Origin of the sequence: Alkalisalibacterium limincola (assembly GCF_008017755.1) — a bacterium.
GTDB classification, from domain to species: domain Bacteria; phylum Pseudomonadota; class Gammaproteobacteria; order Xanthomonadales; family Xanthomonadaceae; genus Alkalisalibacterium; species Alkalisalibacterium limincola.
The window spans coordinates 299,917-326,578 of sequence record NZ_VRTS01000003.1; the positions used below are offsets into that span (position 1 = coordinate 299,917).

20 protein-coding genes and 2 pseudogenes are annotated in these 26,662 nt (G+C 65.2%); 8 read left to right on the top strand and 14 right to left on the bottom strand.

Annotated features, from left to right (window positions below; genetic code table 11):
- Positions 1-41: 41 nt before the first annotated feature.
- From FU658_RS06445 to ndk, 4 genes are read right to left on the bottom strand one after another with little or no spacing between them, the layout of a single operon-like run.
- Positions 42-932 (bottom strand): helix-turn-helix domain-containing protein, encoded by an 891-nt coding sequence (locus FU658_RS06445; protein ID WP_147891326.1) that lies wholly within the window; start codon positions 930-932, stop codon positions 42-44.
- A 5-nt stretch (positions 933-937) separates the two neighbouring features.
- A complete protein-coding gene (pilW, locus tag FU658_RS06450; protein ID WP_187265963.1) occupies positions 938-1,669 on the bottom strand; it encodes a type IV pilus biogenesis/stability protein PilW in 732 nt (243 codons plus the stop codon).
- Between the two features lie 10 nt (positions 1,670-1,679).
- A complete protein-coding gene (gene rlmN / locus FU658_RS06455) occupies positions 1,680-2,831 on the bottom strand; it encodes a dual-specificity RNA methyltransferase RlmN (RefSeq protein WP_484476959.1) in 1,152 nt (383 codons plus the stop codon).
- A gap of 18 nt (positions 2,832-2,849) precedes the next feature.
- A complete protein-coding gene (gene ndk / locus FU658_RS06460) occupies positions 2,850-3,275 on the bottom strand; it encodes a nucleoside-diphosphate kinase (RefSeq protein WP_147891328.1) in 426 nt (141 codons plus the stop codon).
- Between the two features lie 243 nt (positions 3,276-3,518).
- Between ndk and FU658_RS06465 the strand changes: the two are divergent.
- The 3 genes and pseudogenes from FU658_RS06465 (at position 3,519) to FU658_RS06475 (ending at position 7,917) form a co-directional block, all read left to right on the top strand.
- Positions 3,519-4,144: pseudogene (locus FU658_RS06465) on the top strand (TetR/AcrR family transcriptional regulator).
- Positions 4,145-4,201: 57 nt separating this feature from the next.
- Complete coding sequence (locus tag FU658_RS06470) at positions 4,202-6,568, top strand: 3-hydroxyacyl-CoA dehydrogenase/enoyl-CoA hydratase family protein (protein WP_147891329.1); 2,367 nt, start codon at positions 4,202-4,204, stop codon at positions 6,566-6,568.
- A gap of 153 nt (positions 6,569-6,721) precedes the next feature.
- A pseudogene (locus FU658_RS06475) lies at positions 6,722-7,917 on the top strand (acetyl-CoA C-acyltransferase).
- Between the two features lie 139 nt (positions 7,918-8,056).
- Here FU658_RS06475 and FU658_RS06480 read toward each other — a convergent pair.
- The 4 genes from FU658_RS06480 to FU658_RS06495 all read right to left on the bottom strand — a co-directional run bounded on the left by FU658_RS06480 (position 8,057) and on the right by FU658_RS06495 (position 11,996).
- Positions 8,057-8,416 (bottom strand): hypothetical protein, encoded by a 360-nt coding sequence (locus tag FU658_RS06480; protein WP_147891330.1) that lies wholly within the window; start codon positions 8,414-8,416, stop codon positions 8,057-8,059.
- Positions 8,417-8,530: 114 nt separating this feature from the next.
- Positions 8,531-9,679 carry an NAD(P)-dependent alcohol dehydrogenase gene (locus FU658_RS06485; protein WP_222708370.1) on the bottom strand — a complete coding sequence of 383 codons (1,149 nt, stop codon included), beginning with the start codon at positions 9,677-9,679 and terminating at the stop codon, positions 8,531-8,533.
- Positions 9,680-9,911: 232 nt separating this feature from the next.
- Positions 9,912-11,291: a serine hydrolase domain-containing protein gene (locus FU658_RS06490; protein ID WP_147891331.1), complete on the bottom strand. Its 1,380-nt coding sequence runs from the start codon at positions 11,289-11,291 to the stop codon at positions 9,912-9,914.
- Between the two features lie 210 nt (positions 11,292-11,501).
- Positions 11,502-11,996 carry a nuclear transport factor 2 family protein gene (locus FU658_RS06495; RefSeq protein WP_187265965.1) on the bottom strand — a complete coding sequence of 165 codons (495 nt, stop codon included), beginning with the start codon at positions 11,994-11,996 and terminating at the stop codon, positions 11,502-11,504.
- A 520-nt stretch (positions 11,997-12,516) separates the two neighbouring features.
- Between FU658_RS06495 and FU658_RS06500 the strand changes: the two genes are divergently transcribed.
- Both FU658_RS06500 and FU658_RS06505 read left to right on the top strand, forming a co-directional pair.
- On the top strand, positions 12,517-12,981 hold the full coding sequence (locus FU658_RS06500; protein WP_147891333.1) for a hypothetical protein: 465 nt from the start codon (positions 12,517-12,519) through the stop codon (positions 12,979-12,981).
- 171 nt (positions 12,982-13,152) lie between these two features.
- A complete protein-coding gene (locus FU658_RS06505; RefSeq protein WP_147891334.1) occupies positions 13,153-13,776 on the top strand; it encodes a tyrosine-type recombinase/integrase in 624 nt (207 codons plus the stop codon).
- A 196-nt stretch (positions 13,777-13,972) separates the two neighbouring features.
- Here the strand turns inward: FU658_RS06505 and FU658_RS06510 are convergent, their stop codons facing one another.
- From FU658_RS06510 to FU658_RS06515, 3 genes are all read right to left on the bottom strand, one after another.
- The gene (locus FU658_RS06510; RefSeq protein ID WP_187265966.1) at positions 13,973-16,057 is read right to left on the bottom strand and encodes an alpha-2-macroglobulin family protein; all 2,085 of its coding nucleotides are present in this window, start codon (positions 16,055-16,057) and stop codon (positions 13,973-13,975) included.
- Positions 16,020-18,653, bottom strand: a complete 2,634-nt coding sequence (locus tag FU658_RS14375) for an alpha-2-macroglobulin family protein (protein ID WP_187265967.1) — start codon at positions 18,651-18,653, stop codon at positions 16,020-16,022. Before FU658_RS14375 ends, FU658_RS06510 begins: the two co-directional genes overlap by 38 nt.
- Before the next feature lie 193 nt (positions 18,654-18,846).
- On the bottom strand, positions 18,847-19,671 hold the full coding sequence (locus FU658_RS06515) for a hypothetical protein (RefSeq protein WP_147891336.1): 825 nt from the start codon (positions 19,669-19,671) through the stop codon (positions 18,847-18,849).
- A 114-nt stretch (positions 19,672-19,785) separates the two neighbouring features.
- On the opposite strand from FU658_RS06515, the gene FU658_RS06520 reads away from it, so the two are divergent.
- Positions 19,786-20,781, top strand: a complete 996-nt coding sequence (locus FU658_RS06520; RefSeq protein ID WP_147891337.1) for an RNA polymerase sigma factor — start codon at positions 19,786-19,788, stop codon at positions 20,779-20,781.
- 142 nt (positions 20,782-20,923) lie between these two features.
- Here FU658_RS06520 and FU658_RS06525 read toward each other — a convergent pair whose 3' ends face one another.
- The gene (locus tag FU658_RS06525) at positions 20,924-22,063 is read right to left on the bottom strand and encodes a serine hydrolase domain-containing protein (RefSeq protein WP_147891338.1); all 1,140 of its coding nucleotides are present in this window, start codon (positions 22,061-22,063) and stop codon (positions 20,924-20,926) included.
- Positions 22,064-23,343: 1,280 nt separating this feature from the next.
- Between FU658_RS06525 and FU658_RS06530 the strand changes: the two genes are divergently transcribed.
- Entirely contained in the window at positions 23,344-24,999 is a 1,656-nt protein-coding gene (locus FU658_RS06530) for an amino acid adenylation domain-containing protein (RefSeq protein ID WP_147891339.1), read from the top strand.
- A gap of 145 nt (positions 25,000-25,144) precedes the next feature.
- On the opposite strand, the gene FU658_RS06535 is transcribed toward FU658_RS06530, so the two are convergent.
- Positions 25,145-25,327, bottom strand: coding sequence for a hypothetical protein (locus tag FU658_RS06535; RefSeq protein WP_147891340.1), 183 nt, complete (start codon positions 25,325-25,327; stop codon positions 25,145-25,147).
- A 124-nt stretch (positions 25,328-25,451) separates the two neighbouring features.
- On the opposite strand from FU658_RS06535, the gene FU658_RS06540 reads away from it, so the two are divergent.
- On the top strand, positions 25,452-25,658 hold the full coding sequence (locus tag FU658_RS06540) for a hypothetical protein (RefSeq protein ID WP_147891341.1): 207 nt from the start codon (positions 25,452-25,454) through the stop codon (positions 25,656-25,658).
- A gap of 68 nt (positions 25,659-25,726) precedes the next feature.
- On the opposite strand, the gene FU658_RS06545 is transcribed toward FU658_RS06540, so the two are convergent.
- Positions 25,727-26,485, bottom strand: a complete 759-nt coding sequence (locus tag FU658_RS06545; protein ID WP_147891342.1) for a cell envelope integrity TolA family protein — start codon at positions 26,483-26,485, stop codon at positions 25,727-25,729.
- Positions 26,486-26,662: the final 177 nt, after the last annotated feature.

Here is a 26,662-nt window from a genome sequence, read left to right on the forward strand (position 1 = left end):
GCGGGCGTTGAAGGAAAATCACCAGAACCAGACTGGGGGACTCAGCCACCGAAGGTGGCAAGCCGTCCCTCGGAGGATACCGCAAACCGCGCCACGTTGGCCCGGCTGAAGGGTGCCGTATCCTGCACTTCGCCGCCTGAAACCACCTCCACGGCACCGACATTGCCCAGCGTGACGCGGGCCACCTCGCCGGCGGGATAACGCAACTCGTCGCCCGGGTGCATCAGCGCCTGTTCCAGCCGCTGCCCCTCGGTGCCCACCACCTCGACCCAGCTTTCGCCGGTGAAGCGCAGGACGAAGGCACCGTCCGCACTCGCCGCCTGTGCCGGTGCCGGCGCCGGCGCGTCCAGGCGTTCCTGGGTGCGTGCGCGGAACGGCGCGATCGATGCGATGACGGTGTCGGGAATGACCACCTGGGGACGCTGGATCTGCAGCTCGTCGCGCGCAATGCCCACATCGAGCGGAGTGCCCACGCCTCCGGAGCGCTCCAGCGGCGCATCCAGGCTGACCCGGGTCGGAGCCTCCGGACCCTGGGTGGCAACGATGAAGACCGGCACCACCAGCACGCCCGTCAGGACCACATAGACGGCACGACGGCCGGCCTGCTCGACAAGACGCTGCAGGCGCGTGCTCGGGGCCATCGCCACCAGCGGCGGCGGCGCGGCCTGATGGCCGATCTCCGCGGCGAGGTCGACCGGCACGCCGACCAGCCGGGCGTAGTTCCGGGCGTGGGCACGCGCGAACAGCGGTGCACCCAGCCGCCCGTGGTCGTCCGCCTCCAGGCCACTGATCACATGGTTGGGCACCCGCAATGCCTGGGCCACCTCGGCCACCGACATCGCGCGCGCCTCGCGCGCGCGGCTGAGCTGCTGCCCCAGGCTGAGTTCCTCGCCTTCAGGCTGGCCGGAGTCGTTGCTGCGTGGATCGGTCATGGGTTTCAGTTGCCGGGCGTGGACGGGCGGAACTCCGGGAACTCGCTGGCGAGCCTGGAGCGGTAACGGTGCGCAGCGTCCCTGTCGCCGAGTCGATCCTCGATGCGGGCGGCCAGGTCCAGTACTTCCCCGTCGGGCGGGCCACTGGCCTCGCGCCGCTGGACAAATGCCCGTGCCCGCATGTAATCCCCTTTTTCATACTGTATCAGGGCCAGTTCCTGCAACACCCGCGGGTTGCGTCCGTTCGCCTCGAGCGCCCTGCGCAGGTACTCCTCGGCCGCGGGAAGGTCGCCGGTGCGGCGTGCGCAGGCACCGGCATTGGCCAGGGCGGAGTCCGGCGAACGGTAGAACGGATCCTCGATCGCGCGCTCGAACCAGCGCAGCGACTCGCGCTCCTGGCCGTGCTTGCACAACCAGGTGCCGTAGTTGTTGGCGATATCGCCGCGATCGGGTTGCAGCTCGGTGGCGCGGCGGTAGGACACGCCGGCCTGCTGGTCGCGACCGATGCGTTCGTTGAGCAGCCCCATCATCGTGTGGGCATTGGCCGAGCGCGGGTCCAGGCTCAGCGCATGCTGCAGCCGGCCCAGTGCCACCTCGTACTGGCCGTCCTGGATGTACTGCTGCGCCAGCGCGACGTTCTCGTCGGCGGCACGTGAGGACTGCGTGGGTTGCTGCTGTGCCCGGGGGCCGGAGGTGCCGGCACAGGCGGCCAGCGTGAGTATCAGAATCGACGCCAATGCGGGATTCTTAAGCTGCGACATCCGGATTCCCCTCTCCCTGTAGCTTCTTCTTGAAATCGGCCTGGCGGCGCGTGCGATCCACCACCTGGCCCTTGAGCTGCCCGCAGGCCGCATCGATATCATCCCCGCGGGTGCGCCGCACCATCGTCAGCACACCCTCGTCCAGCAGTATCTTCTGAAACGCGCGGATGTCCAATTCCTCGCTGCGCTCGAAGCGCGTGCCGGGGAACGGGTTGAACGGAATCAGGTTGACCTTGGCCGCGTCCTTCATCTGCGCGGCGTTGTCGAAGGCGTGCATCAGACGGGCCAGCGCGCGGGCTTGCTGCGGCTGGTCGTTCACGCCCTTCATCATCGTGTACTCGAACGTGATCGAGCTGCGCGGCTTGCGCCTGACGTAGCGCACGCACGACTCCATCAGCTCGGCGATCGGGTACTTCTTGTTCAGCGGCACCAGTTCGGTGCGCAGCTCGTCGGTCGGCGCGTGGAGCGAGACCGCCAGCGACACGTCGGACTCCTCGCCCAGGCGGTCGATCATCGGCACCAGGCCGGCGGTGGACAGCGTGACGCGCTTGTTCGCCAGGCCGAAGCCCAGGTCGTCGCGCATGATGCTCATCGCCGTGACCACGTTGTCGAAGTTCAGCAGCGGCTCGCCCATGCCCATCATCACCACGTTGGTCAGCTTGCGCTCGCGGTGCGGCACGTTGCCCAGGTGGCGTGCGGCCACCCAGACCTGGCCGATGATCTCGGCCACCGACAGGTTGCGGTTGAAGCCCTGCGTGGCGGTCGAGCAGAACTGGCAGTTCAGCCCGCAACCCACCTGCGAGGACACGCACAGCGTGCCGCGGCCCTTGTCGGGAATGAACACGGCTTCGATGGCGTTGGCGCCATCCATGCCCAGCAGCCACTTGTGGGTGCCGTCGATGGACGGCTTCTCGAAGATGACCTTGGGCGGAACGATCTCGGCATGGCCCTTGAGCTTGGCCCGCAGCGCCTTGCCGAGATCGGTCATCTCGTCGAAGTCGGTGACGTGGCGGTGGTAGACCCACTTCATGATCTGGTGCGCACGGAAGCGCTTCTCGCCGAGCCCGGCGAAGAAGTCCTCCATGCCCCGGCGATCCATGCCGAAGATGTTGGTCAGGGTCTGTTCCACGTCAGCCACCGTTTCGTTGCCCGCGCCTCAGCGCGAGCAGATCTCCGCGTCGGAGAAGAAGTACGCGATCTCGACCTTGGCGGTCTCGGCGGCGTCGGAGCCGTGCACGGCATTGGCGTCGATCGAGTCGGCGAAGTCCGCACGGATGGTGCCGGCGGCCGCGTCCTTCGGATTGGTCGCACCCATCAGGTCACGGTTGGTGGCGATCGCGTTCTCGCCTTCCAGCGCCTGGATCATCACCGGGCCGGAGATCATGAACTCGACCAGCGCGTTGAAGAACGGGCGCTCCTTGTGCACCGCGTAGAAGCCCTCGGCCTCCTCGCGGGTGAGCTGCTTCATCTTCGCGGCGATGACCTGCAGGCCGGCGTTTTCGAAACGGGTGTAGATCTGGCCGATGACGTTCTTGGCAACGGCATCGGGCTTGATGATCGAAAGGGTGCGCTCCAGCGCCATGGGCTTGGACTCCAGGAAATAAATACGAATGCGTGAGGGCGGGAAGAAACCTGCCCGTAGACCGGTAAGCCTAACACCAAACCCACGGATAAACGCGAACTTAGGAGACTTTCCGCTGCAGATTCTAACGTGTTCCGGGCCCCGGCGACAGCGGTCGGCAAGGGGTTTCATTCAGGCGGATTGACCCCGGGCCGGCCGTGGGTCTAGTCTCTAACGACCGTTTGAATCGAGCGCTCGCTAGACATGACTGCAAGCACGCACTTCTCGACCAAGGAACGCATCATCGGCGCGCCGAGGAGCTTTTCGCCCAGCACGGCTTCTCCGGCACTTCCCTGCGCCAGGTGACCAGCCGCGCCGACGTCAACATCGCGGCGGTGAACTACCACTTCGGCTCCAAGGAAAACCTCATCAACGAGGTGTTCCGCCGCCGCCTCGACGAACTCAGCGCCAACCGCCTCATCGCCCTGAAGGCGGCGATGGCCAGGGACGAGGTCAAGCTCGAGGAGGTGCTGGCGGCCTTCATCGAACCTGCCCTGGCGCTGACCATCGACCACCGCGGCGGCTCGTCCTTCGTGCGCGTCATCGCCCGCGCCTATGCCGAGAAGAACGATGGCCTGCGCAAGTTCCTCTCAGACAACTACGGCCACGTGCTGCGCGACTTCGCCCGCGCCATCCAGTCCTGCCTGCCGGAGCTGGGCAAGGAGGAGCTGTACTGGCGCCTGGACTTCATCGCCGGTGCGCTGACCTACGCCATGGCCGACTTCGGCCTGATCAAGCGTCGGCCCAGCGCCAGCGAAAAGGACCACTGCAACCATGCCGCGCGCGAGCTCATCGCGTTCGCCGCCGCCGGCCTACGCGCGCCGACCTGACCCACCGGTCCGGCGCCCTCCCCCACCGTTCCATCCTCCCCACGGAGTCATTGTTCAATGTCCAAGCATCTCCAGATCCGCAAGGTGGCCGTCCTCGGCGCCGGCGTGATGGGTGCGCAGATCGCCGCCCACCTCGTCAACGCCGACGTCGACACGGTCCTGTTCGACCTGCCTGCCAAGGAAGGCGACCCCAATGGCATCGTCAACAAGGCGATCGCCAACCTCGGCAAGCTCAAGCCCTCGCCGCTGGCCACGAAGGAGCGCGCGGCGGCGATCACGCCGGCCAACTACGACCAGCACCTGGAGCTGCTGCGCGACTGCGACCTGGTCATCGAGGCGATCGCCGAGCGCATGGACTGGAAGCGCGACCTCTATGGGAAGGTGGCGCCGTTCATCGCCGACCACGCCATCGTCGCCTCCAACACCTCGGGCCTGTCGATCAACGGCATGGCCGAGGTCCTGCCCGAGGCGGTGCGACCGCGCTTTTGCGGCGTGCACTTCTTCAACCCGCCGCGCTACATGCACCTGGCCGAGCTGATCCCCTGCAAGGGCACCGACAAGGCCGTGCTTGAGGGACTGGAAACGTTCCTGACCACGACGCTGGGCAAGGGCGTGGTCTACGCCCGCGACACCCCGAACTTCATCGGCAACCGCATCGGCGTGTTCTCGATGCTCTCGACGATGGTGCACACCGAGGCCTTCAAGCTGGGCTTCGACGAGGTCGATGCGCTGACCGGCCCGGCCATCGGCCGCGCCAAGTCGGCCACCTACCGCACCGCCGACGTGGTCGGCCTGGACACGATGGGCCACGTCATAAAGACGATGGCCGACACGCTGCCCGATGACCCGTGGCGCGAGTACTTCGCGCCCCCGGCCTGGCTCAAGGGCCTCATCGACAACGGCGCCTTGGGCCAGAAGACCGGCGCGGGCGTGTTCCGCAAGCAGGGCAAGGAAATCCAGGTGCTCGACCCGTCCAGGGGCGAGTACGTGGCGAGCAGCGGCAAGGCCGCCGACGAGGTCGTGGAGATCCTCAAGACCCGCGACCCGAAGGAGAAGTTCGCCAAGCTGCACGCATCCGACCACCCGCAGGCGAAGTTCCTGTGGGCGATGTTCCGCGACCTGTTCCACTACTCCGCGGTGCAGCTCGAGGACATTGCCGAGACCGCCCGCGACGTCGACCTGGCGATCCGCTGGGGCTACGGCTGGAAGCAGGGTCCGTTCGAGACCTGGCAGGCGGCCGGCTGGCAGCAGGTGGCGAAGTGGATCCAGGCAGACATCGACGCCGGCAAGGCCATGTCGTCCGCCCCCCTCCCCGGCTGGGTCACCGACGGCCGCGACGGCGTGCACACCGCGCAGGGCAGCTACAGCCCCTCGGCCGGCAAGGTGGTGCCGCGTTCGGACCTGGCCGTCTACCAGCGCCAGCGCTTCCCCGACCCGGTGCTGGGCGAGCAGCCCAGGCATGGCGAGGTGGCCTACGAGAACGACGGCGTGCGCCTGTGGCACGACGGCGACGGCATCGCGGTGCTGAGCTTCAAGACCAAGATGCACACGGTCAACGACGCGGTGCTCGACGGCATCCAGGAAGCGATCGGCGTGGCCGAGCGCGACTTCCAGGCCATGGTGATCTGGCAGCCGTCCGAGCCGTTCTCGGCCGGTGCCGACCTGGCCGGGGCGATGGGCCTGCTCAAGGACGGCAAGGTCGAGGCGTTCAACGACATGGTCGCGAACTTCCAGGCCACCAGCCAGCGCATCAAGTATTCGATGGTGCCTGTGGTCGCGGCCGTTCGCGGGCTGGCGCTGGGCGGTGGCTGCGAGTTCCAGATGCACTCGGCGCGCACGGTCGCGGCGCTGGAAAGCTACATCGGGCTGGTCGAGGCCGGCGTGGGCCTGCTGCCGGCCGGTGGTGGTCTCAAGGAGATCGCGCGACGCGTGTCGCAGGCCAGTGGCGATGATCTGTTCGCCGGCCTCAAGCCCTACTTCGAGGCGGTGGCGATGGGCAAGGTGGCCACGTCGGCGCTGGAGGCGAAGCAGTTCAAGCTGCTGCGCGAGGACGATGTGGTCGTTTTCCACCAGCATGAGCTGCTGTACGTGGCCAAGCAGCAGGCACGGGCGCTGGCGGAGTCGGGTTACCGGCCGCCGATGCCGGGGCGCAACATCGCCGTCGCTGGTGATGTGGGCGTGGCGACGCTGAAGATGATGCTGGTGAACATGCTCGAGGGCGGGTTCATCTCGGAGCACGATTACGAGGTGTCTTCGCGGATCGCGACGGTGTTGTGTGGTGGCGAGGTGGATCGCGGTGCGGTGGTCGACGAGGAGTGGCTGCTGCGCCTTGAGCGTGAGCACTTCGTGGCTTTGGCGCAGATGCCGAAGACGCAGGAGCGGATCATGCACACGCTGAAGACGGGCAAGCCTCTCAGGAACTAAATAGTCGCAGGACGGAAGGCCAAGAGCTGGAGATCCTCGCCCGGCCTCGGCGCGCCGGGCTTACCCCCGAATCGAAAAATTGCTGCGCAATTTTCCTTTAAAGATTCTTGGGGTAAGCCCGGCACGCCGAGGCCCCGAATTGAGACCGAATATATGAGCAAGCAGACGCAAGAGGCCTACATCGTTGCAGCCACCCGGACGCCGGTTGGGAAGGCGCCGCGGGGTGTTTTTCGCAATACGCGGCCGATGATTTGTTGGCGCACGTGTTGCGCGAAGTGGTGAAGCAGTCGCCGGGGATCGATACCTCGCGCATCGACGACGTGGTCGTGGGTTGCGCGATGCCGGAGGCGGAGCAAGGGATGAACGTGGCGCGGATTGGCGCGCTGCTGGCGGGGCTGCCGGATACGGTGGCGGCGCAGACGATCAACCGGTTCTGTTCGTCGGGGCTGCAGGCGATTGCGCTGGCGGCGGATCGCATCCGGCTGGGTGAGGCCGACCTGATGATCGGTGCGGGCACCGAGACGATGTCGATGGTGCCGATGATGGGCCACAAGGTGGCGATGAATCCGAAGGTGTTCACCGACGACAACGTGGCGATCGCCTACGGCATGGGCATTACCGCCGAGAAGGTGGCGCAGCAGTGGAAGGTGAGCCGCGAGGACCAGGATGCGTTCGCGTACGCCTCGCACCAGAAGGCGCTGGCGGCGATCCAGTCGGGCGAGTTCCGCGATGAGATCTCGCCCTTCGAGGTCGTCTCGCACCAGCCCGAGCTGGGGTCGGGGGCGATCAAGGAGTACAAGCGCCTGGTCGAGAACGACGAGGGTCCGCGGCCGGACACGTCGGAGGAAGGCCTGGCGAAGCTGCGCACGGTGTTCGCCGCTCGCGGGTCGGTCACGGCGGGCAATTCCTCGCAGATGTCCGACGGTGCCGGCGCGGTGATGCTGGCCTCGGAGAAGGCGATCAAGGAGTACGGCCTGACGCCGCTGGCGCGCTTCGTGGGTTTCGCGGTGGCGGGCGTGAAGCCGGAGATCATGGGCATCGGTCCGATCGCGGCGATTCCGAAGGTGCTGGCGCAGGCGGGCATCACGCAGGACCAGCTGGACTGGATCGAGCTCAACGAGGCCTTCGCGGCGCAGGCGCTGGCGGTCATCCGCGATGTGGGGCTGGATCCGTCAAAGGTGAACCCGCTGGGTGGCGCGATCGCGCTGGGACATCCGCTGGGTGCCACCGGCGCGATCCGTGCAGCCACGATCATCCACGGCATGAAGCGCCGTCAGCACAAGTACGGCATGGTCACGATGTGCATCGGCACCGGAATGGGCGCGGCGGGGATCTTCGAAGCGCTCTGAGGTCTGCCGGTAGGCGGTTCGACACGCGGCTCGTCCCTGGACGGGCCGCGTTTCTTTTGGGGCTTCGGATTCTGGTGGACTTGGGGTGGCTCGCGGGCGACAGCGCCGGCTATTGACAGCCCCCGCCAGGAGCGGTCGGTCAGAGCGAAAGCGCCTTCGCGTTGCGGATCAGTTGTTCGTTCTCGGGGCGCACGGTGATGGTGTTGTTCAAGTCCACGACCGGCAGGTAGTAGCGCCGCGTGTCGAGGCCCATGCCCCGCATCCGCTCGTGCAGCACGTCAGCCACGGCGTCATCGTCAACGCTCTCGAAGCGGTACCGGACGCGCGCGTCGTTGAGATCGCGCAGCGTGCGTCGGGTGACACTGCACGACTCGCGCCCGTAGACCACCAGGTAGGGGCGGTCAAGCAATGGCTCCACGCTCACGGAGGGGCGCTGCAGGTGCTGGTAACCCTTGTAGGCGGCGAAGCCCACTAGGGCGATGAGGAAAATCCGCATCATGGGTGTGCATCCTTGCTGGGGTGGTTGGGGGAGAACATCGCCGAGCTCCGACCGGGATGCAACGAGAACTTCTTACCGTGGCGTGGTCCAAGTCCGGACGCGTTGGTCACTCAGCTACTCCGTCCCCGTTTGTCCTGCGGGGCGGGCGGACAAGTGCCCCCCCATCGTTATGAGGCTCTTGCCCCGCGTGCGGCCCTGTTCCAGGAACTCGATGGCCTGGGGGACCTGGTCCAGGGGGAAGCGACGATCGATGACCGGGCGCACGGTGCCGGCTTCCAGCATTTCGCCCAGCACAGCCAGGTCGTCCTTGTTGGCGCTGGCGAAAAGCGTCACCTGGGTCTGGCTGGCGAAGGACGCGGTAAGCCGGGTGGCCAGCATGCGGCCCAGGGGACCGAACCACGGGTTGTTCTTCGGCCCGGTCACCATGACCAGGGTTCCCTCCGGCTGCAAGGCATCCCGCAATGCCGCGACCGGATGGTTGCCGACGTTGTCGATAACCAGGTCGTAGCGCGGGCCGCCGCGGGTGAAGTCCTCCTGCGCGTAATCGATGGTGTGGTCGGCGCCAAGCGAGCGCACCAGTTCCGTGTTGCGCGCACTGCTCACGCCGGTCACTTCGGCACCCATTGCCTTGGCGATCTGCACCGCAAAGGTGCCGACTCCGCCAGAGGCGCCATTGATCAGCACCTTCTGCCCGGGCTGCAGCTGGCCTGCATCGCGCAGCGCCTGAAGCGCGGTGATCGCGGCGATTGGAACGGCCGCGGCCTGTTCGAAATCGATGTTCTCGGGCATATGGACCACGGTGCGGCTTGCACGCACCACGACGTACTCGGCGAACGCGCCGTTGGCGGCACCGAACACCCGGTCCCCCGGCTTGAAGTCCTTGACGGCAGAACCCACTGCCTCGACCGTGCCCGCGAAATCAACACCGGCGCGCGGGTCCTGCGGTCGACCGACCCCCGACGACAAGCGCATCACGTAGGGCTTGCCGTGCAGGTAATGCCAGTCCAACGGATTCACGCCGGCCACATGTACACGCACCAGCAAGTCGTCCTCTGCCGGCACCGGCCGTGGCACGTTCTCGAGCAGCAGCGCCTCGATGCCCCCGTAGCAATGTACGCGGATCGCCTGCATCGAGTCACTGCCTTGCGGCAGTGCGGCAGGATGCGGGCAGGCCGCATCGCGACTGAGTGCCAGCGCGAACACGGTGCCCGCTGCAACCAGCACGCCGAGAAATCCCAACAACAGCTTGTTGCGACGACGCATGGCAACTCCCCCGGGGACCGGACCCCTTGGGCACAAGGTGCGCCGCCGCCCGCGCGCCCACACGTGCCGATCGTCATTGCGCAGTCAAGGTTTCGACCAAGGTCGTCAGATTTATTAGTAGCCCTGTACAGAGGTCATGTTCGCGACCGGTTCGCCCAGCACTTGCTCGATACTCGTCTCCAGCTTCGGCTCACTTCGGCGAGGAACAACCATTGAATCCAACCGGATCGGGTCAGTGGCGGGGTGTTCGGCTCCTCAGCGACCGAACGACCAGAATCGTGCGGAGGATGCCCCAAATGATCGCGATCGAACCGATCGCCACGACGAGATAGCCGACATCCGGCGCGAAGAGGAGCATCCCCTGCAGGCGGATCTCGAACATATGCGGAAGAAGCACCAGTACGCCGACCGCAATCGTGGCGCTCGCCAGCAGGGGAAGCCCGACGTGCCAGCCCCACCGGATCCATGCCTTTCGGGGACGGCGATCGGGATGGCGGCGCCAGCGCCGGAGCAGGAAAATGGTCCGGGCCGCGGCGATGAGTTGCACGAAAAGCAGAGCCGCAAGCCCAATCACCGGGGCGATGAATATGGTTGGAGCCACCTCGGCGGGTTCCTGGCCCCTCAGTACCTTTTCCACAGCCTGCTTGAGCTGCTGGAAATTCGGACCCGAGGAATAGCTGTTCGCGTTGATCAGCACGACGTATCCCCAGCCTTCTTCGGGAAAGAGGGCGATGGTGCCGGTGAACCCCTCTCCGTCTCCGCCGTGGAAGACCCGCCTGGATGGATCCACATCCGCAATCAACCATCCGAGCCCGTAGAAGACGCGGTCCTGAATCTGCACCTCGGGCTGGAACATCTCCTGGACGCCTTCGGCGGAAATGATGCGGGTGCCGTCGAGCGATCCGCCATTGAGCAGAACGCGGGCGAAGCGTCCCAGGTCCGCGGCGCTGGATACGAGCCCCCCGAGGGGAAGCACCCGCCGGCTGTAGGGTAGGTTCTCCACTGGCACGACCCTGCCGAAAAAATACTGATGCATGCCGGCCATCCCGTGCGCTTCGGCAGCCGGCACGGAGATGAAGCTTCGACCCATTCCAAGCGGAGCGAAAACCTCTTCCTCGACCAGCTCTTCGTAGGTGCGCCCGGAGACCGCCTCGAGGATTGCGCCCAGGACGGTGAAGTTGGAGTTGCTGTAGTGAAACTCCGTGCCGGGCTCCGCGACCAGATCCTCCTCCGCAAGCTCCCGTGTCGCCTCTGCCAGGGCTTCACGGGAGATGTCGGTGCTTCCGAACGAGAGACGGCCCGACAGGGTCGACAGTCCGCTGGTTTGGGACAGGAGGTGGCGCAAGGTGATATCTGCCGAGGCGTCCGGGTCGGCGACGCGAAACCAGGGCAGATACCGTTGGACGGGGGCGTCCAGCTCCAGCTGTCCGGATTCGACCAGGCGCATGACCACCAGTGCGGTGACCGATTTGGTGATGGATGCAAGCGGAATCGGCGTTTGCGGGGTCACCTCGCCACCGTCCTCCGAGACGCGGCCATACCCCTTGGCGTGGACAACCCCCTCGACTCGCACGACGACGAGCGCGGCACCCGGGATGTCCAGCTTCTCCAGCTGTCGATGAGGTAGCGGTCCACGCGCGCCAACGCTTCAGGGTCCGGTACGCCCCGCGCAGCCAGGCAGACGGACGTTAGCGTCAGCAGGAGACCAGTGGCGAGTACGACATGGAAGCGAAGCTGGGGAGGACGCACGGCGGGAATCCTTCGGTTCGCGTATCGAAAGCATAAACGCCGCGATTGCCCGTCTCCAGCGGCGAACTTGCGCCTAGCAGCGGCCCACCTCGATAAGCTTGTCGATGCAGGGCGTGAGCGAGCGCGACAACAGTCGCCAGTCACCCTCCTCCTTCACCCAGGTACTCATGTATTTCAAGGGGCCCCAGCGGCCTACCGGTCGCAACGTGCCATCGATGTCCATCCGCCCCATCACGATGGCGACGTCTCCGTGGAACAACACCTCGGTACCGGAAAGAGTGACGACCCTGGCGTCCCATGCCTGCAGTCCTGCGATCACCTGATCCTTGTTCTCGAACATTCCACCCGGTGTCAGCACCCGAAAGTTGTCGAGTGCGACCCGGGAAACGAACGTTGGATCGCGATCGACGATCTGGGAATGCGCCAGTTCGGCATCGAGTCGCAGCAGGGTTTCGCGATCCGTGTCCCGCGTGGCGTCACCGTCCTCCTCGAATGTCATGACCGAGACGGTGGACGCGAACACCGTCGCCGACAGGAGGAGCGTGAACGGCCACTCGCCAATTTTCATCCTCATGCTCGTTATCCCTACGCCACAGGGGGTCAACGCGGTTCGAGCCCCATCAGTTCCGGTGTCGCCAGCACGGTATTGAGATCACAAAACGCCCGAACGCGCCTCCGGAACCCCACCAGCACCGCTCGCGCCGATCAGGGTCATGATTGCAGTGGGAATGAGGCCAGTAGACTTCACTCCAGTTCCCGTTTCCTACTTCCCCAGGACTCAATGAGCTGACTCGCTGTCTTTGCGAACGTCAGCGTTGGGCCTGAAAGGCCATCGCCCGCTTAGTCGGATGTCGGCCAGGAGCGGCCGTTCTGGCTCCGTCCTGTTCACGAAGCCTACGGCGCGCGTATAGCCACATAGATGCTTAGCGGTTGTACTCTTCGCCCACGACGGCAGCACACTGTAAGTCAGCGCCCCCGATCTCCCATTGCGTGCGCCTGGACTCGCGTGACTGGAATGCGAGTCGGCGGCTAGCGCCAATGGGAGCAAAGTCTCGTTGGCCTTCTGACAATAGATGTGGAGCTTTCAAATGAAGAAGCTACTAATGGCGTCATGCCTTCTGATAAGTTTGCCAGCGCTCGCAGTCGCAGACTCTGTCAAGTGTGAAACTGCTACCGCCAGCCGTAGTCCGCAGGAAGAGGGATATTTGCCTCTTAGCGTGGCGTCAATTTTTGCTGTCTTGGCCGACCCTCGCAAGCATCACGGGCGACGAATCGGCGTCGCCGGAATCTATCGGCAGTACTACGATCGAATAGCCATTTATCCCACCGAAGCTCACTACGGCGCCGCGGATTTCACTTCTGTGATCTACGCAGATTTCCCGCGGTGCGCCGATCCTGACGTCCTTGAAGAGATGGCTTCTTGGGAAGGTAGTTTCGTGGAGGTAACAGGGGTGTTCAACGCAGACTTACATCAATTCGGTGCAGGGACGCTGCAAGAAGTTGAGCTGGTCAGAGTCTGGGGGCAAAAGGGCGAGCGTCGGGCATCCCCTTGATGACGGTGTTGGGCATCGTAGCTCGGTCAAAAGCCTGCCCCAGCTGGTTCTTGCGGAAAGCGCGCGCACCCAGGCCGCGCTATCACTCTGACTCCTGAAGAGCGCGCCTCCGGTCCGGACTGCGCCCCTTCAGTCGACGAGCGCGACCATGAGAGTCCCGTAGGACACCTCATGAACACCGAAGCCCCCACCGCCAAGCCCACGCCCTGGAACAAGGGCAGGATGATCGGCCAGAAGGCGCCCCTCAAGGTTCGGGACATCTGGGCCATCCGTGTAAGGCTACAGCTGGGCCGAAAGACGCGGGATCTCGCCCTGTTCAACTTGGCGATCGATTCCAAACTCAGGGCCTGCGATCTGGTCAAGCTGCGCGTCGCTGACATAGCCCATGGGACGCGCATAAGTTCGCGAGCTCTCGTGGTGCAGCAAAAGACCGGCCGTCCCGTCCAGTTCGAGATCACCGAGCAGACTCGAGATGCGCTGACCGCCTGGATCTCAGCCAAAGGACTGGGAGGTACCGACTTCGTGTTTCCCAGCCGTCTCCACCAGTCGCCACACCTCTCGACCCGGCAGTACGCCCGTATCGTCCATGGGTGGGTGGATTCCATCGGTCTGGACGGCGCGTCCTATGGCACCCACACCATGCGCCGGACGAAGGCATCGTTGATCTACCGAAGGACCCGGAACTTGCGCGCGGTCCAGATCCTACTGGGACACACAAAGCTTGAGAGCACCGTCCGCTACCTCGGTATCGAAGTGGACGACGCGCTGGAGATCGCGGAGCAGACGGACGTTTGAGCGTCGGTATCGGCCGGCCCGCGCATTGGCGCGGTCCGGCCAGAAGCGGCCGGTGGAATCAGGGGCGAGTCGTGGCCGGGACGCTCAAGAACAAGAGGTCACTCGGGCAGAGTTGACGGGAAGGCCGCTCCCCAGCCCATGCCCCATCCCATCTATCTGTCGAGACCCGAACGATTCTCCCTTGCCTCCCAAATCCTCATCGATACGAATTCCCCCGGTCGGTCGAAATGCGCACGCGCTGTGCTGCGGTGCGGGCACGACTGGCATTGCCGTACATCAGCTCGGCCGTGGCCGGGGCGGCCAGGTATTCACCGGCGTTGCCGACGCGGGCGAAGTAGTGCACTTCGTGCCGGCCGGGCGGCAGGCGCTCGGCGTAGAACCTGGGGCTGCGCGGGTCCAGGCGGCGGGTGGTGAACCACGCGCTGCCGGTGCCCGAGAGGCTTTGCAGGTCGAGGCCTCCAACGCCGCTCAGGCGCAGGTCGGTCGGCTGCAGGCCCCCGGGCACGGAATCGGTCAGCGCCACGAAGTGGCGAACCGCGGAGGTGGATACCACCAGCGTGACGCGCACCCAGTCGCTCTCGCGCAGGGTGTCCTCGTCAGCCGGTGACCAGGCCCCGCTGCGCAGCACGTCGTACCTGCGCTCGATGTTCACGCCAACGGCGGAAGGCTGGGCCTGGCGGGCGTCCTCCTGGAAGCGCAATTCAGCCACGTAGCTCGACGCCAGTTCGGGCGTGAGCGGGGTGAGGCGCAGGTGGCCGATGTCATCGGCGGAGCCCTCCCATCGGGTGCGGTCGGCATCCGGCGCGATCTGCAGGCGCGTCGCGCTGTCACCGGCCTTCAGGTCCGCCTGTATCGCCGACCCTCGTGTCGCGGCGACATGGCGCAGCGCCATCAGGCACGTGGCACTGCTCTGGGTGTCGGTGCCCTCGATACCCCCGGCGAACAGATCAGTCAGCCCCGCGATCAACTCGCTTCGTTCGACCTGCAGGTCAGGAACCCCTCGCAGCAGGTCGATCAACGCACATTGCTCGCGCATGGCCGAACCCATCCACCGGCTCCAGTCTCCCGTGGGGGTGACCACTCGACGCGCGCCGCGCCGGGGCGCGTCCTCCAGCAACAGGCGATAGGCCTCGGCAACCTCCGGGTCGTCGTTGCGGACCATCCCGCGGGTGGCGGCGATGCGCGCGGGAAGGGCCAGGGAGTCCCACTCCTGCCAGATCATCTCGCGCGTAGCCTCTGGAGCCGCGACGCCTTCGCTCGCGAAGGCAGCGTCGGAATGATGCTTCTGGCTTGTGGACGATCGAAGCGACGCCACAAGGAACTGCTGCCCGCTTTCGACGACGTGCGCGGGTGGTGCATGGCCGAGCTCATCCAGCATTTCGAGCGCGCGCAGCGAGTAGGCGGTCAATGCGACGTTCCCCCGCTCATCCATGAATGACCACCCTGCATTGATGGTGCCTGCGAAGAAATGGAAGGCACCTTCGAAGTCCTGGAATACGGCAGCGTTGTCGAGTGCCTCATCGATGGCGGCTTCCGCGTCCGGCCACGAATCGTCCCCCCGGGAAAGGGCCAGTGCGGCGCCCACCGCGCGACTGAGCATCTGTTCCCAACAGCGATGCGGATAGTCGCGAAGGTCGTGGGTCCAGCGATCCGTCAGCCCTGCGCCCCCTCGCAGCAGGTCCACCTGCAATTGCGGGTCGGTGGCCCCTGCGGGCAGCGCCGGCATGCCCAGCGCTACCCCCTGCTGCGGCACCCAGCCGGCCTGGACGCGATGGCCCTCGACCAGCACGGAGGAAACCTCGATCCGCGCACCGACGCCGTCGCCCCCTCCCCTCGTGCGGACGGCTGCGACGGCCTCCACGGTACCGGGACCGAGGGGGGCGATCTCCAGGGAAAACGGAACCTGTCCGCGTGCCGGCAGCTCAAGCGTGTGCGCGACCTGCGCGTCGGAGCCGGCGCCGCTGGCCTGCAACGCCACCTCGACCGATGAAGCGTCGTCGGTCGTGTGCCTCGCATTGCCGATCAGGCGGGCGCGGTCCCCGGGGAACATCCGGACCGGCGCCTGCAGTCGCGCCTCGACCGGAAGCCCGCTTTCGATCGTCGCTTCGGCCATGTCGAAACCGTCGCCATCATCAGCGCTCCAGGCAATGGCCCGCCAGCGGGTGAGGTTGTCGGGCATGGTCACTTCGAAGCTGCGCTGCTCACCGGCCTCGAGCCGCATGTCCGCGACCCACAACGCGGTATCAGCGAACGCGCCGCGAACCCTCGCCAGTCGGGCCACCAGGCCGTCCGCACCCGTTCCGGCCGACCCGGTCGGTGCATCCGGCTTTCCCCTCCCGGCGTGGAAGATGTCGGCGAGGTTGATCCGAGAGCCGGTGACCTCGATGCGGTCCAGCTCTTGCGATGCGTAATCGCCCAACGCCATGCCGGCAGGTGGCGCGGGCGGCGGGGGGTGCCGCCGCGTCGTCGAAAATCACAGGGGGTTCGCCAGGCAGCGGATCGAGTCGAACCGTCCACTCCGGCCCCGAGTTCCAGGCGCCAAAGTCGTGCAGCGACGGTGTACTGCCGGCGCCTCGCCAGTAAAATTTGCCCAGCCAGAACGGCCCATGCGGATCGGAGTACTCAAGGTAGTCCCCGGCCAGCGCCCGCAGCGCGTCGCCCATGACGCTGACGGTGATGCTGCGGGGTCCGTCCGACAGGTTGTGCACGGTGAGCGACGTGCGCTCGCCCGGCTCGACCTGCGCATGTTCGAACGCGATCGCGACCGGTGCCTGGTTCGTGGCTGGAACCTCGAACGTCGTCGTGGCCGTCTCCACCGCCCTCGGCGGAGAGAGGTGACCGTCCGAGGACGCATCGGGTGGGGAGCGCAGGTAGGCGGCAAGCTCCACGTCGCCGTCGATGCCTGCGGGCAGCGGCAGGTCGAACAGTCCGGCCGACGATCGAGTCCGCGCATGCATGTGGGCAAGCACACGACCATTGCGGAAGATCACGAACAGGACCGGCCTTCCGACCTCGACCTGTCGCAGCACCACCTTCACCGGAGCACCCAGCTCTGCGGGGGGCTGGGCGACCTCCAGGATGGGGGCCAGTGCAGCGGGCGGTGCCCGATCACCGCTCCAGACGTATTGGACCAGCGCCGCCGGCGCGGCATCCCCGCTGCGCGCGGTCAACCGATAGCGACCGCTTCGGGTACGAGGGAAGTCGCAGGCCTGCATGACACCGCCGCGCAACTGGCAGGCGCCAATACGCTGGGGTTGCGGCTCGCCCTGGAATCCGGCGAGGAAGTCGACCTCGACGTCGATCACCTGGCCGGGCACGGCCGTGCCGTCGGCATCGATTACCACCGCCTCGGCCCTGACCGGCGTCTGCGCGTCCAGCCAGCGGGGTTCCACCCTCAGCCCGACGAACGCATCGTGCCGCGTGAAGCGAGCGGCAGCCGCATTGGTGACCGTGCCCTCGCGTGAATCGAGGGCCAGTTCGGCAGCGACCTGAAGTTGTCCGAATGCCGGCAGCTGGTCAGGCTGGATGGCTTCCGCATTGAAGGTGACCGGAACCTCGATCTCGAGGTGCCCGTCGGCATCGGTGCTCTCCGGCGGCACCACCGGGCGCAGCGGAATCCCCCCGCGGGCCTGTTCACTCATCACGTCGACGAACGTGAAGGCTGCGAACTCGGGATACGCCCGGGAGAGCGGGAGCCCGGTCAGCATGGTGGTGATATTGCGTAAACCGACGCCTGCGGCGGGCCCTCCGGAGTAGTAACCACCGCTGATTTCGACCTTGAAGATGTCGTCTTCGCGCAGCACCCCATCGTGGGCGCTGGCCTCCGCCCACAGGTCCTGGGCACGGTAGGTTCCGACGAAGAAGCAGGCGCCCTCCTCGGATCGGTAGGGCTCTTCGAAGGGCGTCACGCAATAGGCACCGTCGTTGGCGTGCAGCGGCAGCACGACCTCGCCGATCCAACCGTCGCTGGCATCCGGACTGGCCGGCCAGCTGCGGATGAGCTTGTCCTCGTCCACGCTCATGAGATGCAACGAGTCCGACAGGTCCGGCGAGCGTGGCATCTCCAGCTGGCCAGCGCGATCCGCGCGCTGCCACAACCGGAACCGCACGGTGTCTCCGGCGCGGTACAGCGGCCGGTCCGTCACCCCCCAGGCGCGATCCCTGCCCGGGTTCGCAAGCACCAGGCGGTTTGCGGAACCCAATGGCAGCACCGCTCGCCGAACGTTCCGCCCGCGCCCGGCTTCCGCCCGCACGAACCATTCGTTGCGCGCCAGCGCCTGGCGGTCGAGCAGATAGCCGTCCGGCAACTTGATACGGGCGATGCCATCGGCGTCGCTGCGGGCCGTGGCCACGGTCACCGGCGCGAAGTCGGCGGCGTCGGTCGCGTCGCCATCGACGCCATGCCGCATCAGCTCGGCATTGGCACCTGGCACCCCGTCGCCCGTCTCCAGATCGTTGATCCAGACCAGCACCTCGTCGGCCGCCGCGATCGCGATCACGTCGAGCTGGGGAGCGGCGATCTGAAGCGATTGGGCACGGCGCCCCCAGTCGGTTCCGGTGGCGGGGACGGTCCACCGCACCCACCCCCCGTCCCGCAATGCCCGCCGCGTCTGGCGGTCATCGAGGGGCATGTCCACATTGGATGATCCATCGGGAACCGGAATCGCAGCCGACCCATGGCTGCGTCCGAGTGCCGCGACCTCGAGCGTTCGTCCCGGAGGGGCGTTGGTCGCGGCGATCGGCAGCGGCGCGGCAGGATCTGCCAGCAGCAGCGATGAGGACGGTGCGCGCAGTGCCGGCGGGTGGTCGCCGGTCTCGACCCACACGGTTGCGCCTGCGACGGGCCGTCCTTCGGCGGTGCGAAGGTCGTCAGCCACATCGATCCGGATGCGGGCGCGCGCATCATCGATGCGAAGTTGCGCCACCTGCCCCAAGGGCAGCGCCAGGGCCGGGCCACCTTCCGCGGTCGAGAGCCGCCGGATGCCCGAGGACCACCGGACCAGTGCGCGCCGGCGGGCAACTGGCGTTCGAACTGCGCCCGAGAGGCCGGATCAAGCTCGCGATTGAACGTCAGCCAGACGATGCCCGGCGGCAGCGGACCGTGGCGCCCGCCTGCGCATCCACGGCCACCTGGCGGTCCGGGGTGCACGCCACCGTAACTGCCCGCGGCTCCTCTCCGAGGCGCGCGCGCAGAAGCACCTCTTCCTGGACCCCCGGCAGCGGACCTTCCTCACCCACCAGGCCGGGCGCGACGGATAGTTCCAGCATCCCGAGTCGCGGCACGTCCTGCGGCAAATCAAGGGTGAAGGCTGCCGGTATCCACCCCTGCCGCTCCCCGGGGCGTAGCACGACCGGAATCGGTTGCCCGTCGACCGTGAGCTCGAGCACCTGCGCGACGGCCGTGGCGGAAACGTCCTGGTTGGCGCGAATGTGGAGCCTGGGCGTCTCGCCAGACCACTCGATCAGGAAATGGGGTGCACTCAGCACGGGCCGGGGCGTGTCGGCCCCGACGATCCGCGCCTGCACGACGCCTCCCTCCTGGGTCGCGAACTCCGGCACGTGGACGAGGTAGGACGTGGCATTGCGCGCCGGCTGCCCGTCCTCGAATTCGCAGGCCAATTCGGTATCGCTGTACCAGACGCAGCGCTCGAACGGTACTTCGGGCTCCAGTTCCACCCCGGACGAGCCCTGGTAGTGCCAGGTGGCCATCGGCTGGTCGAAGGTAAGCTCCACCCTCTCCGGGTAGATCGCCACGTCCGTCGCCGCGGCCACACCCGGGGCCAGCGCCGCGAGCGCAGCCCACCCGAACGCCCGCGCCCGCACCCGCCTCGATCCGTTCTTCATCCTGTCCCCGTCACGATCGCCGCCCGCGGCAGTAGTCACATAGGCTTTCAAAGAAATCTCTATCAGCCACCGTCGTTATTGAAGCATGCCTTTTTAACCGCCCGAACGTGTCACATTTCCCGGCGAGGTCCGTCCATCCAGGCATCGGACACACGACGAGCCCACATGAACCTGCCCGCCACCACCTTCGACACCGCCCTGAAAGCCGACTTCACCGCCGCGCGCCTCGGTGACCGCGACGCGTTCGCACGCCTGGTGCGCGCCACACAACGCATGGTCACCAGCGTCGCGCTGGCGGTAACGCGCGACATCCAGCTCAGCGAAGACATCGCCCAGGAAACCTACCTCAAGGCGTGGAACACGCTGGATGCGATCCACAACCCCGACAGCTTCCTGCCGTGGCTGCGCCAGGTCACCCGCAACCGCGCGATCGACCAGCTGCGCCAACGGCAGCGCCACGGTGTGGTGGCGGGAGATTCGGACACCCACCTGGCCAACGCGCCCGACCGCGGCCCAGGCCCCGAGGCCGCGCTGATCGGCTCTGAAGAAGTGCATTTGCTGGAACAAGCGCTGGACGCGATCCCCGACGAAAGCCGCGACGTGCTGCTGCTGTTCCACCGCGAAGGCCAGAGCAGCCAGCAGGTGGCGCAACTGCTGGGGCTCAGCGATGCTGCGGTGCGCAAGCGCCTTCAGCGTGCGCGTGAAGCCGTGCAGGCGCACGTGCTGGCCAGCGTGGGCGAGATCGCCCGCTACAGCGCACCGGGCGTCGCCTTCACCGCCCTGGTCACCGCGTCAATGGCGACGGCCCCGGCCAAGGCCGCAGGTGCGGGTGCCGCGACCGCCTCGGCGACTGCGGGGAAGTGGGCACTGGGGGCCGTGGGCAGTGCACTGGCGGCGGTGGGCCTGGTGGTGGCCGCCGTGGCCTGGGAGGCACGGTGCTACATTCGCCGCGCGCGCAACCCGACCGAGCGGCGCGAGCTGCAGGTGTATGCCGTCCTGTTTGGCACCCTGATGGCGAGCTTCATCAGCATGCTGGCGTGGTCAAAGCATGCGCAGTGGGAGTTCACCACCACGCTGGCGGTGTCGGTGGTGTATGCGCTGCTGATCATTGCGATGGGTGTGCGCCGGCATCGGATTCATAGGCGGCATCGGGGTGGGTGATCACTTTGGCATTGCCGCATACACGGCGCGTATGTGCTGACGATGGTGTATCCGGAAGTGGAGTCATGGCTGCATTCGGCCAGAAGCAGACATTGACCTTACTCTCTATAGCGCTCCCTTCCGGCTCTGTTCGACGTGAAGGTCAACCTTCAGATCTTTCACTCGAACCAGCTAGGACACCCAAGAACCCCTCCAGTTCTTCAGCTAGCGCCAAGCCATTGCTGCTATTTGCGAAGAACACGACGCCGTAGCCCTGTGCTGGGATGACCATGAAGTAAGCATTGGCATGCTCGTTAACACCGCCATGAGCGTATTTCATGCCTGCTTCGGTACTTGAGCGCCCAAATCCAAGTGCCCACGATTCGATCCCAAACGACGTCCGGATCGGCTGGTCATCTGGCAGCACCACCTGCTCTGAGAGCATCTCAGCGTAGGTATCCGGTTCCAAGCCACGGCCTTCGATCACCGCGAGTGCAAACTTCGCAAGATCTTCCGCGTTGCTGTGCAGACTATGAGCTCCGCCGAATACCGAAAGATCCGTGTACCAGCGATCTTCTTCGGCCACTCCTGCTTCGTGCCCGTATGCTTTGTGAGCATCCCAGTGAGCATTACGGGTAAACGAGGAATGGGTCATCTCCAGGGGAACAGCTACACGTTCTTGGAAGACGTCTTCAAGCGTTCTGGGTGTCACGCCGTTAAGATGAGCCACGACGGCAACCAAGTACTCATAAGCCTCGCCCGAGTAGCCGAACTCTGTACCTGGGTCGAACTTGATGTCCAGCTTCCCGTCTTCCTCCAAGAAGCGCCAGTTGGGCAGGCCAGTTTGGTGAGAGAGCGCCATGCGCGCCGTGATGCTTCTATAGCGTTCATCGTGCTCAAGCTCCGGAAGAGGCAAGTACTCATGCATGGGGCGATCGAGGTCCAGTGTGCCGTCTTCCACCATCGTCATCACAAAGTATGCGAACACCGCTTTGGATATAGATGCTGCCTCGAACACAGTTTCCGGCCCCACGGGCTCAGCAGTATCTGCACGCACGACGCCAAAACTGCGAAGGTAGGAAATGTCGCCTTTGCTAATCACTGCAACCGATAGGCCTGGAATCTGAAGCTCCTCCATCTTGGAAAGCAGGAACTCGTCCATGGCAGGGCTGGGGATCGGAGTGCCGTCGAGCCTTGTAAGTTCAAGAGTAGCATTTTCATTCGAGACAGGCGTTTGGAACTCTGCGTTGCAGCCCAACAGGACGGCAAAGCAGAAAATAGTGATGACAGACTTAAAATTCATATTGTGGCGTTCCGTGGATGGTGTGTATGGCGGGACATTGCTTGCAGCAAACAATCGAATCACATCAAGGAACGCTCACACTTCCTCTGACGTTTTCGTGACTGTAGTTCCCAAGTGTTTTTCGTCGGAGCGTTAAGTCGCCACCGACATCATTCACGGTAAGCGTCCCCCACCCCAACTTGCGTACAAACACACTTCCATCCACGTGTTTTAAAGTTGCCCCACCTAGTCCGATCTTCCCGATTTCGACGTCTCCGAGCACGCGTTCAGCCGAGAGCTGCCCCAAGCCAACCGAGTCGACAGTTAGGCTCCCGATGTCCTGCGCGTCCAAGTGACCGCCTCCCAGGCTCGCAACAACCGCGCCTTGAATGTTCGTCAATTCCAGCTGACCTAACCCGACCTGCGCGTGCACAGCGGCTACGTTGTTGATCGAGACTTGGCCCAATCCCAACTCGAGATCGACTAGTGAACGTGCAGGGATACTGCCTTGGATGTCGAAATAGGCGTAGTTGCTAGTGCCGTCACGCAACCATCGGGGTACCGCGCTTGACGCCCCCCGGGTTGTGCGAATTTCTATCCCGACTCGCCCTTCCCCGGACGATACTTGTCGAATGTCCAACGCCTCAAGGCGTTTTCGTGTTGAGGCGCATTTCCGTACGGTGAGCACGCCATCGGAGTGATCGCTTCCAGTCAGCCGCACGCGATCGACACCCAGCTTCAGATGTAAAGCCGTCAGGGTCTCCGCATCTAAGTTAAGAGTAGAAGTCGAACTCTCAGCGCACTGTTGCTCAGCAAAAGCCAGCGACGGTACCAACACTAGAATGGGTATCAAAATTTTGAACATGTTTATCTCTGGTAGTGGTGAGCACACACGCGGAAGAATGCGGGATCTACAGGCGATTCCTCACGCCCGGCGCCCCGTGTTATGTATGTGGTGGTGTAGTGCACCATATCACCATCGCTGAGGCTGTCAACCCGGGGGGCCTTCATCGGCCCTCCCTGCGCGACACCACGCGGGGAGCGGGTAGACACGACGAGCTGTAAGTCGCTCTGCCAGCTCAAGAACATCTATGGGGTCGCGCAGCGACAGAGGACCCAAGCTCTCGGAAACTGCTTCGGGTCGCCAGGCGACTGACGGCCAGAAGGGGGCGTTCGATTCGAAATTGCAGGCCACTGGCGAGCCTCATGGATGTGAAAGCGAGGAGCACGTCACTGGTGTCCGCTACCCGGCGACTCGCGCGTTCGAGCCTGTTACCAGAGACTGACCGAGTAGATCCGGGATGAGTGTTATCAACGTCGACGGCGGAAGCGGCCCGGTCCGCGCAGCGCCCCGGGATTCGACCGCGCCACTGGCGCTCGGTCAGAAGGAACGCTGGTTGGCGGCCTCGTCGAGTGGCCCTGCCCTCTCGGTCCCGCGTGAAATGCGGCTCGACGACTTCGTACTTCGCCACCTTTCCCCGGACCAGGAAATCATCTGCGGTGCCGATCGCCATGATGGTCGGCAGCTGCGCCAGGCGGTCGAGGCGTTGTCGTCCATGCTGCAAGCGCGCGGGATTCGACGCGACTGCCGGGTCGGCATATGCCTGGAGCGCGGATTCTGGATGCTGGCAGCACCCTTGGCGGTCATGCGCGCCGGCGCCTGCTACGTGCCGATGGACCCGCTGTTCCCCGAGGCGCGCCTGTCCATGATCGCTGATGATGCTTCGCTGGATCTGCTGATCACGACCGCGGAAGAGGTCCACTGGGCAGGGAGTGTGCGTCTGCTGGATCCCACCACCGTGCAACATCACGGCAGAACGGCCCAAGCGGCGCCATCCGAGGTCCAGGGCAACGACAGTGCCCGGGAACCGGCCTACCTGATCTACACATCAGGCTCCACGGGACGTCCAAAGGGCGTAGTGCTGAGCCATCATTCGGTGGTCAATTTCCTGATGACGATGCGTGAGCGTCCGGGACTGGCCCGGAGCGATACGATGGGCGCACTGACAACCCTGTCCTTCGACATCGCTGTGCTCGAGCTCTTCCTGCCGCTGCTGGCGGGCGCACGTCTCGTGATCCTCGATTTGAGCGACCCGCTGGAGATCATGCAGGCCATCGAGCGTGAGCAGATCACCGTTATCCAGGCGACGCCACCGACCTGGATCGGCCTGATCGGCGAAGGCTGGCAGGGTCGACCGGATTTCCGTGTGCTGGTGGGTGGCGAATCCCTGGCGCCGGATCTGGCGCGACAGTTGCTCGAGCGCGCAGCCGAAGTGTGGAACCTCTACGGTCCCACGGAGACCACCGTGTGGTCGACGCTGTGGAAGGTACGCGAGCCAGAAGCCGGAATCCGCATCGGCCGGCCGGTTGCCAACACACACATCCTCCTGCTCGACGATCAATTGGAACCCTGTACACCAGGACAGCCAGGCGAGATCTGCATCGGTGGCGCAGGCGTCGCCCTGGGATACCTCGATCGCCCAGAGTTGACCGCCGCGCGTTTCATCCCCGACCCCACGGACGTTGACCCGAGCGCCCGACTGTATCGAAGCGGGGACGTGGGGCGGTGGGACCCTCGTGGCGAACTCGAGCACCTGGGCCGGATTGATTTCCAGCTCAAGATCCGCGGCTACAGGGTGGAACCCGGAGAAATCGAAGTCCGGCTCCGCGAGCACCCCGACGTCGACCAGGCGGTCGTCGTCGCGCGCGAGTTCGGCGCCAACGACATCCGCCTCGTGGCCTACCTGACACCCGCCTCCGGGCGTGACACGGACGTGGCGGCGTTGCGGCGGCATCTCGCACAGTGGCTTCCCGCTTACATGCGGCCCCAACACCTGGCGGTGCTGCCCGCGTTGCCGCTTACGCCCAACGGCAAGATCGACCGACGCGCCCTGCCCAACCCCATTGGACTGCAGCGGGCCCCGAAGCCGGACGGAAACCTCCGTTCCGCGGAGTGATGGGCGCGAACGCGACTCGCGCGTGCTCCCAACGCCCGCTCACGGGCGACACCAGCTCACGGCTTCGGCACCCTGCGGCCAGAAGCGGCCGGTGGCGCGAAGCACCACGGTCGTCCAAGTGTGTGCTCTCGATACCACGGGGAAGTCAGCGCTTCCTCAAAAGCCTGACGATGTATCGGCCTGCTCCCGCGAAGACGCCAAACATTCCTACTGCGATACCGAGGAACGCGAGGGCTTTGCCCGCGTAGACAAATCCACTGGACGCAACGGCCAACCCCGTCATCGCGACGAGCCACCCTGACAAAGCCACCTTGAAATAGACGTCCATTCTTTATCCTCTGCACATTTTGCCCAGCAGGCAATCAACGCACACGTGCCGAGACTGCAGGCGAGCTTTGGCCAGAAGCGGCCGGTCTACTCATCGCTCTTCACGAGCGCGAGCGGCGGCCGAGGTGCGCGACCTCAACCTGCTGCCGCAACTGCCGATGGACAGCCTGCAACTGATCTGCGGCTTGGTCGTTACCACCATGATGAACGCGGCCACCGACATCCTCGACCTGCACGCCGACCAGCCCCGAGCCGAGCAGGATCTCACCGAGGACTTCGTCAAGCAGCTGCGACTGATCTTCCTCGGTGCGCGCAGCTGGAAAGCGAACTGAGTTGCGACTGAGAGCGAGACTGCCAAAGTCGAAGACCCGCACTGCTCCCTGAATCACAAGCGCGCTACTCAGTCCTCGCGAGGGTGAAAGATCATCGGGTCCAACTCGACGGTCTCCGCGCCCACGAACAGGTCCTCAGGAACAGGTTCGCAAGGTGGGGCCGCGTGAAGCGCTGCGACCAGCGCCTCCTCAACCGGCTCTCCCCCCGTACCGACGACAGACACTACCTGGCCCGATGTGTCGACAGTGATGGTCACGGCATTTTTCCGTTCCAACCAGACCGTCGGCTTCCACCACGACACGTCGAAGCGACACCGCTGCTTGTACTCCGCCTGTTGTCTTGGAATTCCGACGTTTGCGTGCCATTGCTTCTCGAAGTAGGCGTCCTGATGCACGCGTCGCACCGCGGCCAGACGCGCAGCCGCCGCCTCGGGCGATTCAACGCTGGGTGCATGGAACACCATGCTGACCTCACGTTGAAAGACGTCCTCGAAGCCTTCGTACGGGAGAGGGTCGGAGCGGTAGACGGCTTCAGTGATGGCGGTCCGGCCGGCCTGGTCGAATTCGCAGTTCGACAGGAAATCGACGTCCAGGACGGTTCCACCCGGCAGCTGGGTTATCCGGGCTGAGCAACTTGAACTCGGGACCAGTGCAGTGCTCCCCAGGCTACTCAACCACTCCCTCTGGATGACGGAGTGGATCACCCATGCGTATTCACTGACCGCAGGGTCGGGAGGCTGGGCACGGGCGGAACCCGCGATAGCCGAAACGAGCACCAGGAACGCCAACGAAGTGGCTCTCATCGCGAAAAGCACCTGCTGCTCCATGCATGCCTCTGATCGGGGTGTCGTGACCAACGGTTCGCGTCTCGATTGGCGTGCAGGCAGGGAGGCTTCACGACGCGCGGGGTGAGGGTACGCGGACGACATTTGCCGCACAAGGACCGCGTCTCGTCCACGCCCGGACAATGCACTCGTATCGGTACTGCACCACCGCAAGCATGC

What these genes read in the sequence shown, in the direction of transcription:
- FU658_RS06495 (WP_187265965.1), bottom strand. Translation starts at nt 11,996, where the DNA reads ATGAAAATTGGCGAGTGGCCGTTCACGCTCCTCCTGTCGGCGACGGTG.
- FU658_RS06485 (WP_222708370.1), bottom strand. Translation starts at nt 9,679, where the DNA reads ATGCGTCGTCGCAACAAGCTGTTGTTGGGATTTCTCGGCGTGCTGGTT.
- FU658_RS06470 (WP_147891329.1), top strand. Translation starts at nt 4,202, where the DNA reads ATGTCCAAGCATCTCCAGATCCGCAAGGTGGCCGTCCTCGGCGCCGGC.
- FU658_RS06505 (WP_147891334.1), top strand. Translation starts at nt 13,153, where the DNA reads ATGAACACCGAAGCCCCCACCGCCAAGCCCACGCCCTGGAACAAGGGC.
- FU658_RS06535 (WP_147891340.1), bottom strand. Translation starts at nt 25,327, where the DNA reads ATGGACGTCTATTTCAAGGTGGCTTTGTCAGGGTGGCTCGTCGCGATG.
- FU658_RS06530 (WP_147891339.1), top strand. Translation starts at nt 23,344, where the DNA reads ATGAGTGTTATCAACGTCGACGGCGGAAGCGGCCCGGTCCGCGCAGCG.
- FU658_RS06480 (WP_147891330.1), bottom strand. Translation starts at nt 8,416, where the DNA reads ATGATGCGGATTTTCCTCATCGCCCTAGTGGGCTTCGCCGCCTACAAG.
- ndk (WP_147891328.1), bottom strand. Translation starts at nt 3,275, where the DNA reads ATGGCGCTGGAGCGCACCCTTTCGATCATCAAGCCCGATGCCGTTGCC.
- FU658_RS06445 (WP_147891326.1), bottom strand. Translation starts at nt 932, where the DNA reads ATGACCGATCCACGCAGCAACGACTCCGGCCAGCCTGAAGGCGAGGAA.
- FU658_RS06520 (WP_147891337.1), top strand. Translation starts at nt 19,786, where the DNA reads ATGAACCTGCCCGCCACCACCTTCGACACCGCCCTGAAAGCCGACTTC.
- FU658_RS06500 (WP_147891333.1), top strand. Translation starts at nt 12,517, where the DNA reads ATGAAGAAGCTACTAATGGCGTCATGCCTTCTGATAAGTTTGCCAGCG.
- FU658_RS06545 (WP_147891342.1), bottom strand. Translation starts at nt 26,485, where the DNA reads ATGGAGCAGCAGGTGCTTTTCGCGATGAGAGCCACTTCGTTGGCGTTC.
- FU658_RS06525 (WP_147891338.1), bottom strand. Translation starts at nt 22,063, where the DNA reads ATGAATTTTAAGTCTGTCATCACTATTTTCTGCTTTGCCGTCCTGTTG.